This window comes from Kitasatospora sp. NPDC017646, from assembly GCF_044329365.1.
Lineage (GTDB): Bacteria > Actinomycetota > Actinomycetes > Streptomycetales > Streptomycetaceae > Kitasatospora.
The window spans coordinates 202,825-218,376 of sequence record NZ_JBIRJC010000007.1 but is presented as its reverse complement, the minus strand read 5'-3'; the positions used below and the strand labels follow the sequence as shown (position 1 = coordinate 218,376).

The window sequence follows — 15,552 nt, the reverse complement described above, 5'->3', positions numbered from 1 at the left end:
AGGGCTGGAGGCCGTCCATGGACCCGGCCGCCCTCTGGCGCGTGGACGCCTACGTGCCCGCGGCCCGCGCGCGCGGCCGCCCCGGGGGGGGGGGCCCCGGGCGCGGGGGCCCGCCACCGTCGCACCGGTCAGTCCTCCTCGGCCGGGCCGGCTTCACCGGCTTCACCGGGTGGGGCAGGCCGCGGGCGGGTCCGGCGCCAGTACCGGTGGACCAGCGCCGCCGGGACCCCCAGCACCAGCAGGAACGGTGCCACGGCGGCGAGCGCGACCGCCAGCGCCTGCGCGATCGTCACCAGCACGTGCCAGCCGCCGCCGAGCGCGGAACCGACCGATTCGCCGAAGCCCTGCCCCTCGTCCTCCGGTGTCGCGGTCGGCGTCGGTGCCGCGGTGTCCCGGCGGACGTCCAGGGTCACGGTGGAGTACGAGGTCCGGGCGGACAGCTCCTTCTGCTGCTTCTGCAGCGACTCCAGGTCCGCCTCGCGGCGGCTCAACTCGCCCTCCAGCGAGGTGATGTCGCTCAGCGTCTTGGCCTCCGCCATCAGCGCCCGCACGCGGTCCACGCTCGCCTGCTGGGTCCGCACCCGGCTCGCCACGTCCGCGACCTGCTGGGTCAGGTCGTCCGCCTGGCTCTTGCGGGACACCACCTCACCCAGGGCGGACAGCTGGTCCAGGGTCTGCTGGTAGGCGGCCGACGGGATCTTGAGCGTCAGCTGGCCGGACTCGTCCGCACCCCCGCCGCTGACCGACTCGCCGCCCACGTAGCCGCCCGAGGCGTTCGTCAGGTCCCGCGCCTTGGCCAGCACTTGGGGAACGTCCTTGGTGCGCAGGGCGAGCTGTGCGCTGTAGGAGATCGCTCGGGTGTCGGCGACCGGAGTCACCCCGGCCGCCGCAGGGGCGCCGGAGGCCTGGGCGTTCGCCGGAGCCGGCGCGGCCGTCCCGCCGCCCTGGCCGGCCGCTTTCGCCGGGGCCGCGCCCGAGTCGTTCTTCGCCGAATCCCCCGAGCCGCCCGCGCCGCAGCCCCCGACCAGCAGCACCGCCGCGGCCACCGCCGCCGCCGACGCTCCGGCTCTCGCCTGTCGTCCCATTCCCGGGCCCCTCCCCAAGTCCGTTGGCACTGCTCACCATTGGACGGGAGAGCCGGCCGCACGGACCAGCCCCGGAGATCGCGAGTCCATCACAGCTCGGCGGCGGGAGGGACACGGCCTACCCGGCGCTGACCTCGAACCCGGCCCGCCGCAGCAGCGCCGCCGTCACCCCGCCCCCGGGCCGCGGTTCCCCGGAGACCGTCCCGTCGTACACCTGCCCGCACTCGCAGGACGGACTGCGCGCCATCAGCACCGCCCGCCGCGCCCCCGCCTCCTCCGCGGCCGCGAGCGCCGCCCGGGCCCCGGCCACGAACTCCGCGGTGCGGTCCGCCCCGGTCGCGTCCACCACCCGCGCCCGCCCGTCCAGCACGTCAGCCCCGTCCCCGCCCACGATCTCCGCCGCCGGCCGAGGCGTCGGCAACCCACCCGCCCCCTCCGGACGGACCACGACCGCCCGCCCCTGCGCCACCTCGTCTACACGCTGCGCCGCCAGGTGCCGAAGGGACACCGGGTCGGCAGGGAGATGTCGATCAAGCTCGACAAACGAAACCGCCCTGAGCCGGACGTGCTTGTCGTCCAGGCCGAGTTCGACCCCGATCGCACCCAGTTCAGTCCCGATGAGGTGGCCCTCGTCGTCGAGGTTGTCTCCCCGGAGTCAGTGCACCGCGACCGTACGGTCAAGTTTCGCAAGTACGCCGAGGCCGGCATCCCGCGCTACTGGATCGTCGAGGAGGAGGACGGCCTGTCGGTGGTGCACGTCTTCGAGCCGGAGCACGCGACCTCTTCCTATGTCCCAGCCGGGATCTTCCGAGGCAAGCTCGAACGTTCGGTGCCTTTCCCGATCGAGATCGACCTGGACGGGCTGGTGCCCAACAGCGGGCGTGCAGCGGATTGAGGGTTCCGCGTAAAGACCTGCGAGACTGCGAAGCATGTCGGATGCACAGGTCGTCGTCGTCGGTGGTGGGATCGCGGGGCTGGCTGCGGCCGCCTTCCTGAGCGGGGCGGCCGGGGGGCCGGCGCGGGCGCGGGTCACGGTGCTGGAGGCGTCCGGGCGGGTCGGCGGGAAGCTGTGGGGCGGGGAGGTCGGCGGGGTCCGGGTGGACCTCGGGGCCGAATCGGTGCTGGCGCGGCGGCCGGAGGCGGTCGAGTTGGCGCGGGCCGTCGGCCTCGCCGAGGAGTTGGAGCCGCCGACCACGGCGAAGGCGGCGATCTGGACCCGGGGCGCGCTGCGGCCGCTCCCGGGCGGGCAGGTGATGGGCGTCCCCGGGGACCTGGAGGCGTTGGCCGCCTCCGGGGTGCTCACCGCGGAGGGGCTGGAGCGGGCCCGCAACGAGCGGGCCACCGAGGTCGGGGCGGACGTCGCGATCGGCCGCTACGTCGCCGACCGGCTGGGCCGGGAGGTGGTGGACCGGCTGGTCGAGCCGCTGCTGGGCGGCGTCTACGCCGGGCGCGCCGACGAGATCTCGCTGCGCGCCGCCGTGCCGCAGCTGCTGCCGATCGCCCGGGGCGGCGGCTCGCTGGTCGAGGGGGTGCACGAGCTGGCCTCCCGGCCCCAGGTGGTCGGCACCCCGGTGTTCCAGGGCCTGCGCGGTGGCCTGGGCACGCTGCCGGAGGCGGTCGCCGCGGCCTGCGTCAAGGCGGGCGTGGACCTGCGCACGGACACCCCCGTGAAGGAACTGCGCCGCACCCCCGACGGCTGGCGGGTAACGGCCGGCGGTGAGGTGCTGACCGCGGACGCCGTGGTGCTGGCCGTCCCGGCGCCGGCCGCCGCCCGGCTGCTTCGTGCGGACGCCCCCGCGGCCGCCGTCGAGCTGGACACCGTCGAGTACGCGGGAATGGCGCTGGTGACCCTGGCGTTCCGACGTGATGACCTGGCCGAACCGCCCGTCGGCAGCGGATTCCTGGTGCCGCCGGTGGACGGCCGCCGGATCAAGGCCTCGACCTTCTCCTCCAACAAGTGGGGCTGGCTGGAGCGCTCCGCCCCGGACGCGTTCCTGCTGCGCACCTCGCTGGGCCGCCACCGCGAGGACGAGGTGCTGGAGCTGCCGGACGAGGAGCTGGTGGCCCGCTCGCTGGCGGACCTGGAGGAGGCGATCGGCCTGACCGCCAGGCCGTACGACACCTTCGTGTCGCGCTTCGCGGCCGGCCTGCCGCAGTACCCGGTGGGCCACCTGGACCGGGTGGCCCGGGTGCGGGCGGCGGCGGAGGCGGTGGGGGCGCTGGCGCTGTGCGGCGCCGCGTACGACGGGGTGGGGATTCCGGCCTGCATCGGTTCGGCGGCAGCCGCCGCGGCGGCCATCGACAAACTGTTGACCCCGGCGACCGGGGAAGCTTCCACGGAGAGGACAATGGGCGCATGACTGAGAGCGTTGAACGGGAGCCGGAGCAGCAGCCCGAGAAGAAGAAGGCGCGCGACCTGAACCAGGTCATCCGCTACACCATGTGGTCGGTGTTCAAGCTCAAGGGCGCCCTGCCCGAGGACCGCACCGCCCTGGCCACCGAGGTGGACGAGCTGTTCGCCCAGCTCGCCGCCAAGGACGTGACGGTGCGCGGCACCTACGACGTGTCCGGGCTGCGCGCGGACGCCGACATCCTGGTCTGGTGGCACGCCGAGGACTCGGACGACCTCCAGGAGGCGTACAACCGCTTCCGCCGCACCGGCCTGGGCCGCCTGCTGGAGCCGGTCTGGTCGAACATGGCCCTGCACCGCCCGGCCGAGTTCAACAAGTCGCACATCCCGGCGTTCCTCGCCGACGAGCGCGCGCGCGACTACGTCTGCGTGTACCCGTTCGTCCGCTCGTACGACTGGTACCTGCTGCCCGACGAGGACCGGCGCGCGATGCTCGCCGAGCACGGCATGCAGGCGCGCGGCTACCCGGACGTGCGGGCCAACACGGTGGCCTCGTTCGCGCTCGGCGACTACGAGTGGCTGCTCGCCTTCGAGGCGGACGAGCTGCACCGGATCGTCGACCTGATGCGCGACCTGCGCGCCTCCCGGGCGCGGATGCACGTCCGCGAGGAGGTGCCGTTCTTCACCGGCCGCCGCAAGCCGGTGAGCGAGCTGCTGAACGGCCTGGTCTGACCCGCCCACGCCGTACGGAGGCCGGCTCCCCCCGCTGCTGAGGCACGGAGGGAGCCGGCCTGCGGCCGTTGCGGGGCGGGACGGAGGCGGATGTCAGGCCCGGTGGGGGCGGAGGGCGGCGCGCAGGCGGGCGTCGGGCAGGACGGCCGGGCCGTTGATGGCGACGGCGGTGAGCAGTTCGCGCTCCTCGTCGTCGGCGAGGCCGTGCTGACGGGCCGGGCGGACCTCGCGCAGGACCTCCTGGCCGATCGGGGAGGCCCAGCGGGTGTACGGGTAGACGTCGACCCTCGCCATCAGCAGGGTGCCCGCGGTCAGCACCAGGGGCAGCGAGAACCAGGCGAGCGGGGCGACGGTGTCACCGCCGGTGAGGCCGCTGAGCGAGAGCGAGGCGGCCAGCAGCACCATGGTCAGCAGCAGCGCGTGCCGGACGTGTCGGACCACCACCACGGTGTTGCGCTGGATCAGAGCCGGAGTGGCCAGGCCCGCCAGCGCCAGCCGGGCGCCGATCTCCAGCACCGTGGGGTGCTCGGCCATCGCCCGGCGCAGGTCGTCCGTCCGGCACTGGCCCTCGGGGCCGACGGTGGAGATGACGGCGCGTTCCAGGCGGCTGCGGCCCTTGGGGTCGACCACGGTGGTCCAGCCGGTGTGGGCGAGGTGCAGCCGGCCGCGGCCGGCCATCAGGACGAGGGCGAGTTCCACCACCCGGTCCGGGCCGCCGGCCAGGTACGCCGTCTCGTAGAGCCCGATGCCGACGGCCTCCGGGGGGCGCAGCCGTTCCTGGTCGGCGAGGGCGTCGGCGGTGGCGGTCATCCGCACCAGCCGAAGGCAGGACAACACCGCCGCGATACAGGCCGGTATCAGGAACAGCAACCACATGGGCTTGTTGTATGCCTGGGGCCACGGCGCGGGGAACGGCTTCCCGGACCGCGATACCGAACTGTGACGTCGGCCGCGGGGCTGCGGAGGTCAGGAACCGCCGCAACCACCGCCGCAGCTGGACCCGCAGCTGGAGGACGAGGAACCACAGCTGGAGTGGGAGGAACCGCAGCCGGAGTGGGAGGAACCACAGCTGGAGTGAGAGGAACTACAGCTGGAGTGGTGCGAGGAGCCGCAACTCGACGTCGTGGAACCGGAGGACCCGGAGGAGCCGCACCAGGTGGCGGAGCTGCCGCAGGACGAGGAGGACGAGGAGGACGGGGAGGATGAGTACGAGGACGACGACGAGGCGCTCGCGGTGGCCTGCCGCACCGCCTCCTCGTGGGCCGCCGCGGCCGTCATCGCCTCCTCCAGTTCGAGGTTCTCCAGCCCGGCGGCGGCCAGCCCGCCGAGCGCGAGCGCGCCCAGCACCGCGCCGCCCGCCAGCCTGGGCGAGATGCCCGCGCTGGGCGTCCACGGGGTGCTGCCCTGCATCAGGGAGAGCTGGCGCTGGCCGGCGGGGGTGATCCGGCCCTCGGCCGGGGTGCTGGTGGCCAGGGCGACGGCGCCGAGGAGCAGCAGGAAGCCCGGGATCCAGAGGTTGGGGCGGTCGTGGAGGGCCTCGTTGTCGTCGAGCAGCAGGGCGAGCACGGCGAAGACCACGACGTCGAGCATCGCGAGCCAGAGCAGCCGGCGGGCGGTGCGGGCCCGCTGCATCCGCTCGGGGCGGCGCATCAGGCCGCGGTCGGCGAGCCGGTCGCCGATCTCCTGGACGGCGGCGGAGCGCATCACCATGCGGCGCAGCGTGCCGAGTTCCCGGCTGCCGGTCGGGCCGACGGCATCGTGGACCGCCTGGTCGACGGCGTCGTACGGCTTGGCGCCGGTGAGCGTGACCAGGCCGGAGCGGTTGATCACGACCTGCTCGCCGAGGTGCATCCGGACCAGCGCGGTGTCGAAGACCCGGCCGGGGCCGCCGGCCAGGAAGGCGGTGTCCAGCAGCGGCAGTCCGCGGCCGGGCAGGCCCTTGGGGTGCGGGACGTGCCCGACCCGCTGACGGGTCCGGGCGGCGTACAGTCCGGCCGCGACCAGCAGGACGGCCGGGACGATGAAGTAGCTGTTGTGCCACATGGGCGTTCCCCCGAGGTGTGGATTGGGTCAGCGGCCGCGCAGGGCCCGGCGCAGGCGGGTGAGCGGACCGGGTGGCCGTCCGGCCCGTTCGGTCTGCTCGGGAGCCCGTTGGAGCCACTGCTCCAGGGCGCGGCGGTGGTCGGCGGCGGGCGGGCCGCCGCCGGTGAGCACCCACGCGGCGAAGGCCCGGGCGTCGGCGCGGTAGCCGCCGGTCTGCGGGTGGGTGCGGGCGTAGCCGAGGAAGAGCGGCCCGTACTGAGCCCCGAGCAGGCGGGGCAGGTCGGGGGCGATCTTCGCGGTGGTGTCGCGCCGCTTGGCGGCGAGGCCGGTGGACTGGGCGCGGACCTGGTCCGGGTCGAAGCCGGGCGGGACGGGCCCGCCGGCCACCAGGGCGGCCAGCAGCTCCTCCTGCCGCCGGGCCAGGCGCTCCCGGGCGGCGGCGGTCGTGCCCTCGCCCACGGGGCGCTCGGCGCGGTCCAGGTCGTTCATCGCGGGGTACTCCCCTCCAGCACCCGGCGGATGGCGTCCAGTTCACCGGCCAGTTCGGAGGGCGGCGGGAAGTTGGCGTCCCGTTCCAGCAGGACGCCGGGCGGTGCGACCCGCGCGCACAGTTCGGCCAGGACCTCCAGGACCGGTTCGGTGACGGGATGGGCGTGGGTGTCGTGCCACACGCCGTCGACCAGGGTGCCTCCGGCGACGTGCACGTAGGCCAGCGCCTCCAGCGGCAGGCGGTCGAGTTCGGCGGCCGGATCGATGCCGAGGTTGACCCGGTTGGTGTGCAGGTTGGCGACGTCGATCAGCAGTCGGACGCCGGTCCGCGCGACGAGTTCGGCGAGGAACTCACCCTCGGTGAACTCGTCGTCGGGCCAGGCGAGTTGGGCGGCGATGTTCTCCAGGGCGAGCGGCACCGGCAGCTGGTCCTGGGCGATCCGGACGTTCTCGGCGATCACCCGCAGCGAGTCCCGGGTGCGGGGGACGGGCAGCAGGTGGCCTGCCTCCAGGCCGCCGGCCCGGACGAAGGCCAGGTGCTCGGTGACCAGCGGGGAGCCGAGCGCGAGCGCCGTCGCGGCCAGCTCACCGAGCCGCTCGGGGTCGGGCAGCCCGGCGCCGCCCAGGCCGAGGCCGACGCCGTGCGGGACGACGGTCACGCCGCGCTCGCGCAGCACGGTGAGAGAGGTGGGCAGGTGGTCGGCGCAGACGTTCTCGGCGACCACCTCGACCCAGTCCAGGCCGGGTTGACGCTCGACCACGGTGTCGATCTCGCTGCGCCAGCCGAGCCCGACGCCGAGCTCGGTTCCGGCTCCGACACCGGGTCGGGTCGCGGAGGCAGGGGAAGTCATCAGTGCGCCCCCTTCGGAGGGCTGGGTTGGGGGGGCCGTCGGGCGGTGCGGGCGTCGTCGCCAGGACCGCGCGGCCGTGTTGCTGAGGATGTCCCCGGGCGAGGTGGCTGCCAAGCCTCACCCGGCCTTCTCAGAGCATTATTTGAGCTTGCCGTCCTGGCGATCAGGGACTTCGGCCCCCGGTCGCGAGCATCTCCCCAGGTGGGGCCGGGCGGGGAGTGGAAAACCGAAGGCGGTCGGCGGTCGGCGGCGGATAGCGTGGGGATTCATGACGATCACCGCACTGACGATCCGTGACTTCGGCCCCGGCGACGCCGAGGCAGTGGCGGCCGCCCACCGGGCCGGGCGCGAGCACCTGGTGATGACGGCCGAGGCCCTGCTCTGGCTGAACACCCGGCAGGACTCCGACCAGCACTTCCGCACCTTCGTCGCCGAGCTGGACGGCCGGGTGGTCGGCGCCGTGCGCTGCGGGGTGGTGCTCGGGACGACGGCCACCGGTGTCGGCTACGCCAACGGCAGCGTGCTGCCCGGGTTCCGGCGGCGCGGCGCGGCCACCGCGCTGCTGGCCGCGGCCGAACGGCACCTGGCCGGCCACGGGGTGAGGGAGCTGCACACCTGGCTGGACGAGGAGCCCGCCTCCCTGGCCTTCGCCACCGCCCGGGGCTACGAGCTCGGGCGTACCGCGCAGTTCGGCGGCCGGGACCTGACGTTGCCCCTGCCGCAGGCGCCCGTACGGCCGGCCGGCGTCGAGCTGCGCCCGGCCACCGGCTGGGCGGACGATCCGCGCCCGCTGTTCCTGGTGGAGGCGGACGCGATCCGGGACGAGCCCGGCGAGGTGGAGATGGACGCCCTGGAGTACGAGGAGTGGCTGCGGGGCGACTGGGCCCGGCCGGACCTGGATCCGGGGCTGACGGTGGTGGCCGTGGTGGACGGCGAGCCGGCCGCGTTCGCCATGGCGCAGACCGACGGGGTGGACCGCTACTGGTCCGCGTTCACCGCCTGCCGGCGGCAGTTCCGCGGCCGAGGTCTGGCCAAGCTGGCCAAGCTGGAGTCGCTGCGGCTCGCCGCGGCGGCCGGGTACCGGCGCGCGTACACCAGCAACGACACCACCAACGCGCCGATGCTGGCGGTCAACTCCTGGCTCGGGTACGAGCGCTGCGCGGGGGAGCGGAAGGGGATCAAGCGCCTGGTGTGACGATCGGTGCGGAGATCGCCACGCTCCGGATCGCCCGATGGGGGTATTTTCGGCCACGGGCGGGGACTTAACCAGGGCGCACAGTTCGTGGTCGAGTCTTCCTCCGGGGGATCATATGGAGATCCTGCTCCAGGTGCTGATCGCATCCGTCCCGGCCGTGATCGGCTTCCTCGCGGCCCGCTCCCTCGCCCGTACCAGACTGTTCCTGCGCTACGGCTTCCTGCGGGCACTGGTGGCGCCCTACAGCCGGGTGCAGATCGTGATTCCGAGCCTGGAGGTGGCGGAGTTCGCCTTCACCTCGGACGGCTGCCAGCTGACCAGCCGGGGGCCGAAGAACGTGCTGTTCGTGCCGATGGCCGAGGCCAGGGCGATAGCCGAGCTGACCGACCTGCTGCGGAAGGTCAACCGGAAGGCGACCATCGAGCTGGTGGTGGCCGGGGCGCAGGATCCGCGGATGCCGACCTTCTCGATCGGCGGACCGAGCGTCAACTCCTACTCCGCCGGGGTGCTGGAGGCGGTGTTCCCGGACTTCGCCATCGAGTACCCGGACGAGGCCCGAGCCCGCTGGGGCGGCATGACCTTCGAGGCGCTGTACAACCCGGCCGGGGAGCTGATCCGCGACCACGGCTTCCTCTTCGTCACGCACACGCCCCGGCACGCGCCCTGCGTGGTGCTCTGCGGGGTGTTCGCCTTCGGCTCGGCGATGGCGGTGGAGGCGCTGACCTCGGCGAGCCGCAGCTCTCCGCTGGCGGCGCTGTTCCGCTCGGGGGAGAACGGATTCGTCGCGGTGGAGGGGCGGGTGATCGGGCTGGACACCGTGGACGTCACGGTCGAGGTCTGCCGGATCCTCCCCGCGCCGCGGTCCGACGTCCCGTCGGGGTTCCGGGGCGAAGTGTCCATCAGTCGTCCCGATAAGTGAGACGACTGGTCTCGACCACGTGGTACGAATCCGGACAGGGCGGGAGGGACCGGGGTACGAACTCCGGTCGTCCGTAGCGGTTTTGCCCCATCCCTGACACGACATGGGCATAATCGCGCGCATGACGATCAACCGTGCGAACGTGAGCGCGATTGCCGAGGACCTGTACGTGTGGCTCCCCCCGAAGCGGGGCTGGGGCCTGGCCAACTGCGGCCTGCTGGCCTCAGAGGCCACCGCGCTCTGGATCGACACCCCGTACGACCCCTCACTGGCCGGGGAGTTCCTCGCCGCCAGCAGGCGCCTGCTGCCCACCGGGGTCGACATCGACCGGGTGGTCGTCACCCACGCCAACGGCGACCACCTGTGGGGCGCCGGGGTGCTCCCCGATGCCGAGGTGATCGCCACCCGCGAGGCGCTGGAGCACATCCACTGGGAGCCCACCCCCCAGCAGCAGCACGCGCTGCTCGCCAACAGCGACCCGGACTCCCCGCTCGGCGGCTACCTCCGCGAGCACTTCGGCCGCTTCGACTGGTCCACCACGGAACCGGTGCACCCCGACACCGTGTTCACCGGCGAGCTGGAGCTGAAGGTCGGCCGCTACCCGGTGCAGATCACCAGCCTGCCCGCCGCCCACACGGGCGGGGACCTGATGGTCCACCTCCCGCACCAGCGCGCGGTGTTCACCGGCGACGTGATCTTCTCCTCGACCCCCGAGCAGCCCGGCGACCACCCCTCGCACTGGGCCGGCCCGCTGGAGAACATCATCGGCGCCTGCGAACAGGCCCTGGCCACCGGCGCGGAGATCTTCGTCCCCGGTCACGGCCCGGTGCTCGACCGCGACGGCGTCCGGGAGCACATCGGCTACCTGGCGTACGTCCGCGAGCGCGCCCACGCCCTGCACGCCGCCGGGATACCCGCGCTGGACGCCGCCCGCCGGGTGATCGCCGAGCAGCGCCACCCCGAACTCGGCCTGCCCGAGCGGCTGGTGCTCACCGTCGCGGCCGAGTACCGGCACCTGGACGGCTCCGAACTGCCCGGCGTCCTGGACGCCATGGGCCAGGTCGCCCTGGTGGCCCGCGAACTGGCGGAGGACGCCAACCGCATCCCGCACCCGCGCTCCGCCCGGTACTGATCCCCGGACGGCCACCGCGCCGCCCGGCGCTCCGTCCGGACCACCGACAGGAACCGAACGCCGGGCGACGGCCCGGGCCCACCAGCGAGGACACCCGAGGACTCCGATGACGACGCAGATCGCGCTGACCGCGTTGATCGCCCTGGCGCTGGTCGCCGCCGCGGCCACGGTCGTGCTCGCCCGCGGCCGGGCCAGGGCCGTCACCCGGGCGGCGGCCGCCGAGGCCGCCCTCGGCCACGGCGAGCAGCAGACCCGCGCCGCCGAGAGCCGACTCGCCCGGGCCGAACAGGAGTTGGACGAGGTCCGGGAGGCCGCCCGGCAGTCCGCCGAGCAGACCCGGCGGGCCGAGGACCGCGCCCGGGAGGCCCGGCGGGCCGCGGGTGACGCCGAGCGGCAGGGCGAGGCGGCGCGCGCCCTGGCGGCGGAGGCTGACGCCCGGGTCGCCGAGGCTGACGCCCGGGTCACGGAGGCGACCGGCCGCGCGGCGGACGCCGAAGCCCGGCTCGCCGCCGCCGAGCGGCACACCGCCGCGCTGCTCGCCGAGATCGGCCACCTCGCCCAGGAGCGGGTCGCCGCCACCGCCGTCCGGCTGACCCACGCCAACGCCCCGATGGTCGGCCCGCTGGACGCACAGGCCGTCGGCCCCGAGGCCGTCCGGGCGCTGCAGTCCGTCCTGGACGCCGCCACCGCGGCCCTCGCCGACGAGCGCGAGCGGGTCGACGCCGCCGCCCGGGCCGCCATGCGCGGCGCCACCTCCCGGATCCAGACCCTGCTGTACCAGATCCAGAGCCTGGTCCAGCAGCTCCAGCACGACAACGACGACCCCCGGCTGCTGGAGGTCGACTTCCGCAACGAGGTCGCGCTGCGCCGGATCCAGACCGTCGCCGTGCTCTGCGAGGCCTGGCCCGGCCTGGCCCGGACCGACTCCCCGCTCGCCGAGGTGGTCGTCGGCGCGCTCTCCCGGGTGCCCGGCTACGCCCGGATCAAGGTCGCCAACCACCTGCGCGAGCAGCGGCTCGCCGTGGTCGCCCGGGCCGCCGAGCCGATCGCCATCACCATCGCCGAGCTGCTCGCCAACGCCACCGCGTACTCCCACCCGGAGACGGACGTCCCGGTCACCGTGCAGCAGGGCGGCCGCGGCGCGCTGGTGATCATCGACGACAGCGGCATCGGCATGGACGAGGACCAGCTGCGCCGGGCCCGCCGACTGCTGGCCGGGCCGCCCGACGTGCTGCTCACCGAACTCGGCAACCCGCCCAAGACCGGCTTTGCGGTGGTCGGCAAGCTGGCCCGCCAGTACGGCTTCGCCTGCCACATCGAGCCCTCGCCGTACGGCGGCATGCGGACCATCCTGCGCATCCCGGCCGCGCTGGTGACGGTGGTGGACGACGAACAGCCGCTGTCGGTGCTCACCCCGCTGCCGCTGCGGGCCGGAAGCGGCCCGGTGCAGGCGCCCGCCGTCGCGGCCGTCCCGCCGATGCGCGACGCCGACGAGCGGCAGGACGGGCCGGTGCTCGCCGACCGCCACAACCAGCCCGGCCCGCACGCGGCGCCGTCCATCCACGTGGTGCCCGACCCGGAGGCGGGCGCCGTCCAGGGCGGGGACGGCAGCGGACTGCCCAGCCGGCGCCGCCGCCGCCCGCTCACCGCCGAGGAGCCGGGGACGGGCGCGGGCGCGGGCGCGGGCATGGGCCCGGCGGGCGTGGAGCAGGGGGCGGGGAGCGGCCCGGGGGAGCAGCCCACGCCGTACGTCCGCACCCCCGAGCAGGCCGCCGCCCACTGGCAGGCGCTGCAACGGGGCACCGACTCCGGCCGGGCCGCCGCCGCGCAGGCCGCCGACGGCGGCGCCGCGAGCCGCGCCGCCGATGCGAGCCGTACGACCAGTGACAGCCGTACGACCGATGGGACCCGTACGACAAGTGACAGCCGTACGACCAGTGGAACCCGTGCACCGAGCGAAGCCGGCGGGACCGCCGGCACCGGCGACACCCCCGCCGGCCGTGACACCGGTGACCACGCCACCGGACCGACCTTAGAAGGAGCCGAGCAGTGAGCAGCTCGCCCAGCCCGACCGCCACCGAAGAGATCTCCTGGGTGCTGAACCCGCTGCTGGAGCTGCCGGGGGTGCTGCACGCGGTGGTCGCCACCGGTGACGGTCTCGTCGAGGGCGCCTCCGACGGCCTCGGCCGGGCCTCCGCCGAGCGGGTCGCCGCGATGACCGCCACCGTGCACGCCGCCGCCCGCGCCTTCACCAGCGCCTTCACCGACACCGAGCGGCCGCGGCTGGCCCAGACCGTGGTGGAGTCCGACCTCGGCTACGCCATCGTCGTCCCCGCCGGGGAGAACACCTCGCTCGCCGTGTTCACCGCGCCGGACGCCCAACTCGGCAACGTGGCCTACCAGATGCAGGTCCAGGTCGCCGCCCTGGGCCGTGCGCTCGCCAGTCCCTCCCGGCAGCAGGCCGCCGGAACGAGGGGTGCCGGAACGAGGGGTGCCGGAACGAGGGGTGCCGGCGCACCGGGCGTCGGTTCGCGGGGCGTCGGTTCGCAGGGCACCACCCCCGGGTCATGACCGCCGTCCCCCGCAGGCGGATGGTGCCCGCCTACCTCGCCACCGGCGGCCGCAGCCGACCCGGCACCGAAGGCTTCGAGCGGCTGACCGTCCTGTTCGCGGACCGGGCCGACCGCGCCGAACCGCCGACCGGACTCGAACCCGAACACCGTCGGCTCTGGGAACTGCTGCGCCCCGGCGCGCTGACCGTGGTGGAGGCCGCCGCGCACCTGCGCCTGCCGGTCAGCGCCACCGTCTTCCTCGCGGCCGACCTGGTCGAGGCGGGCTGCCTGCACGCCCGCGCGCCGATCCCGCGCGCCCAGCAGACCGACCGCTCCATCGTCGAGAGGCTCCTCGTTGGACTCCGTGCCCTCCGGTAGCCCGCATGACCGGCCGAGCCGGGTGGGCTACCTGCCCGATCGCGACCAGACGCTGATGAAACTGGTGGTCGCCGGCCCGTTCGGGGTCGGCAAGACCACCCTCATCCGTACCCTCTCCGAGATCGCCACCCTGCACACCGAGGAGGCGATGACCGAGACCGGACGGCCGGTGGACGACCTGGCCGGACTGCCCGAGAAGTCCACCACCACCGTCGCGGTGGACTTCGGCCGGCTCACCCTGCCCGGCAACACGGTGCTCTACATGTTCGGCACCCCCGGCCAGCGCCGCTTCTTCCCGCTCTGGCAGGACATCGCCCGAGGCGCCCTGGGGGCCCTGGTGCTCGCCGACACCCGCCGGTTGGCCGACTCCTTCGAGATCATGGACATGGTCGAGGAGCAGGGCCTGCCGTACGCCGTCGCCGTCAACCGCTTCCCGGACTCCCCGGACCACCCGCCCGAGGTGCTGCGCGCCCACCTGGACCTGCACGCCGCGACCCCGCTGCTGCTGTGCGACGCGCGCCGGCGCGGGAGCAGCCTCGACGCGCTGATCGCCCTGGCCGAGCACGTCCTCGACACCCTGCCCGCCGCCTCCACCGACGCCCAGGAGCGCCCGTGACCGTCGAGACCCGACCGACCCCGATCTACGGCCCGGTCTTCGCCGCCGACCCGCACCTGGTGTACGAGCGGCTGCGCCGCCACGGCGCGGTCGCCCCGGTGGAGATCGCCCCCGGCGTCGAAGCCCTGCTGGTCACCGACTACCAGGCCGCCCTGGACCTGCTGCGCGACACCGACACCTTCTCCAAGGACTCCCGCGCCTGGCAGGCGACCGTCCCGCCGGACTCCCCGCTGCTGCCGGTGCTCGGCTACCGCCCCACCGCCCTGTTCAGCGACGGCGCGACGCACGCCCGCTACCGCGCGGTGATCACCGACGGCCTCGCCCTGTTCGAGCCGCACCGGCTGCAGCGCCAGGTCGCCGAGGCCGCCCACCAGCTGATCGACCGCTTCGCCGCGGTCGGCCACGCCGACCTGATCGCCGAGTACGCCCGCCAGCTGCCCGCCTTCGTGCTCACCACCTGGTTCGGAGTACCGGAGGAGCAGCGCGCCGACGTGGTGGCCGCGATCACCGGCCTGATCGAGTCCACGGCCCGGGCCGGCGCCGCGTACGGGAAGCTCGTCGCGGTGGTCACCGCGATGGTCGCCGAGCGCCGGGAGCGCCCCCGGCACGACCTCGCCTCCTGGTTCGTCACCCACCCGGTCGGGCTGGACGACGACGAGGTGATCCGGCAGATCACCCTGACCATGATCGCCGGGCACGAGCCGACCACCAACCTGATCGGCAACGCCCTGCTGCGCCTGCTCACCGACGCGCGCTACGCCGGCTCGCTGTTCGGCGGCGCGATGACCGCCCACCAGGCGATCGACGAGGTGCTGTGGCACGAGCCGCCGATGGCCAACCTCTCGGCCCACTACCCGCGCTACGACATCACCTTCCACGGCCGCGAGATCGAGGCGGGCTCCCTGGTGCTGGTCTCGTACGCGGCCGCCAACTCCCAGGCCGCGCCGCCCACCGACGGCAGCGAGCTGCGCAGCGGCGAGAGCGCCCACCTGGCCTGGGCCGCCGGCCCGCACGCCTGCCCCGCCCGCGACCCGGCCCTGCTGATCGCCATCACCGCCATCGAACAGCTCACCAGCCGACTCAGCGACTTGGAACTCGCCACCCCGGCCGCCGGGTTGCTCTGGCGCCCGGGCCCCTTCCACCGCGCCCTGGTCCACCTCCCGGTCCGCTTCGCCCCGGTGTCCGGATAGCACCCAGGGCCCGGACGGTC

The 15,552-nt window shown here is 74.5% G+C and carries 13 protein-coding genes and 3 pseudogenes; 11 read left to right on the top strand and 5 right to left on the bottom strand.

Annotation, left to right across the window (positions count from 1 at the left end):
* Positions 1-128: 128 nt before the first annotated feature.
* Together ACH4J0_RS14585 and ACH4J0_RS14580 are read right to left on the bottom strand one after the other, a co-directional pair.
* Positions 129-1,085 carry a DUF4349 domain-containing protein gene (locus ACH4J0_RS14585; RefSeq protein WP_396239861.1) on the bottom strand — a complete coding sequence of 319 codons (957 nt, stop codon included), beginning with the start codon at positions 1,083-1,085 and terminating at the stop codon, positions 129-131.
* Positions 1,086-1,203: 118 nt separating this feature from the next.
* Positions 1,204-1,578, bottom strand: a complete 375-nt coding sequence (locus ACH4J0_RS14580; RefSeq protein ID WP_396239977.1) for a DUF523 domain-containing protein — start codon at positions 1,576-1,578, stop codon at positions 1,204-1,206.
* Here ACH4J0_RS14580 and ACH4J0_RS14575 point away from each other — a divergent pair.
* The 3 genes and pseudogenes from ACH4J0_RS14575 to hemQ form a co-directional block, all read left to right on the top strand.
* A pseudogene (locus ACH4J0_RS14575) lies at positions 1,567-1,980 on the top strand (Uma2 family endonuclease); the annotation flags it as partial. The gene ACH4J0_RS14580 and the pseudogene ACH4J0_RS14575 sit on opposite strands and share 12 nt — an antisense overlap.
* Positions 1,981-2,014: 34 nt before the next feature.
* A complete protein-coding gene (hemG, locus tag ACH4J0_RS14570; protein ID WP_396239859.1) occupies positions 2,015-3,445 on the top strand; it encodes a protoporphyrinogen oxidase in 1,431 nt (476 codons plus the stop codon).
* On the top strand, positions 3,442-4,167 hold the full coding sequence (hemQ, locus tag ACH4J0_RS14565; protein WP_396239857.1) for a hydrogen peroxide-dependent heme synthase: 726 nt from the start codon (positions 3,442-3,444) through the stop codon (positions 4,165-4,167). The genes hemG and hemQ overlap by 4 nt, the downstream gene beginning before the upstream one ends.
* 93 nt (positions 4,168-4,260) lie before the next feature.
* On the opposite strand, the gene ACH4J0_RS14560 is transcribed toward hemQ, so the two are convergent.
* The 3 genes and pseudogenes from ACH4J0_RS14560 to ACH4J0_RS14550 all read right to left on the bottom strand — a co-directional run bounded on the left by ACH4J0_RS14560 (position 4,261) and on the right by ACH4J0_RS14550 (position 7,550).
* On the bottom strand, positions 4,261-5,043 hold the full coding sequence (locus ACH4J0_RS14560; RefSeq protein ID WP_396239855.1) for a TIGR04222 domain-containing membrane protein: 783 nt from the start codon (positions 5,041-5,043) through the stop codon (positions 4,261-4,263).
* A 90-nt stretch (positions 5,044-5,133) separates the two neighbouring features.
* On the bottom strand, positions 5,134-6,210 hold the full coding sequence (locus tag ACH4J0_RS14555; protein WP_396239853.1) for a TIGR04222 domain-containing membrane protein: 1,077 nt from the start codon (positions 6,208-6,210) through the stop codon (positions 5,134-5,136).
* 27 nt (positions 6,211-6,237) lie between these two features.
* Positions 6,238-7,550: pseudogene (locus tag ACH4J0_RS14550) on the bottom strand (DUF692 domain-containing protein).
* Positions 7,551-7,818: 268 nt separating this feature from the next.
* Here ACH4J0_RS14550 and ACH4J0_RS14545 point away from each other — a divergent pair.
* From ACH4J0_RS14545 to ACH4J0_RS14510, 8 genes and pseudogenes are all read left to right on the top strand, one after another.
* Entirely contained in the window at positions 7,819-8,745 is a 927-nt protein-coding gene (locus tag ACH4J0_RS14545) for a GNAT family N-acetyltransferase (RefSeq protein WP_396239851.1), read from the top strand.
* Between the two features lie 115 nt (positions 8,746-8,860).
* Positions 8,861-9,664 (top strand): hypothetical protein, encoded by an 804-nt coding sequence (locus ACH4J0_RS14540; RefSeq protein WP_396239849.1) that lies wholly within the window; start codon positions 8,861-8,863, stop codon positions 9,662-9,664.
* Positions 9,665-9,785: 121 nt separating this feature from the next.
* On the top strand, positions 9,786-10,796 hold the full coding sequence (locus ACH4J0_RS14535) for an MBL fold metallo-hydrolase (protein WP_396239847.1): 1,011 nt from the start codon (positions 9,786-9,788) through the stop codon (positions 10,794-10,796).
* A 106-nt stretch (positions 10,797-10,902) separates the two neighbouring features.
* Positions 10,903-12,849, top strand: coding sequence for an ATP-binding protein (locus ACH4J0_RS14530; RefSeq protein ID WP_396239845.1), 1,947 nt, complete (start codon positions 10,903-10,905; stop codon positions 12,847-12,849).
* A pseudogene (locus ACH4J0_RS14525) lies at positions 12,846-13,271 on the top strand (roadblock/LC7 domain-containing protein); the annotation flags it as partial. The gene ACH4J0_RS14530 and the pseudogene ACH4J0_RS14525, both read left to right, overlap by 4 nt.
* A 92-nt stretch (positions 13,272-13,363) precedes the next feature.
* Complete coding sequence (locus ACH4J0_RS14520; protein ID WP_396239843.1) at positions 13,364-13,726, top strand: DUF742 domain-containing protein; 363 nt, start codon at positions 13,364-13,366, stop codon at positions 13,724-13,726.
* Positions 13,704-14,342 carry a GTP-binding protein gene (locus tag ACH4J0_RS14515; protein WP_396239841.1) on the top strand — a complete coding sequence of 213 codons (639 nt, stop codon included), beginning with the start codon at positions 13,704-13,706 and terminating at the stop codon, positions 14,340-14,342. Before ACH4J0_RS14520 ends, ACH4J0_RS14515 begins: the two co-directional genes overlap by 23 nt.
* Positions 14,339-15,532, top strand: coding sequence for a cytochrome P450 (locus tag ACH4J0_RS14510; RefSeq protein WP_396239839.1), 1,194 nt, complete (start codon positions 14,339-14,341; stop codon positions 15,530-15,532). Before ACH4J0_RS14515 ends, ACH4J0_RS14510 begins: the two co-directional genes overlap by 4 nt.
* Positions 15,533-15,552: the final 20 nt, after the last annotated feature.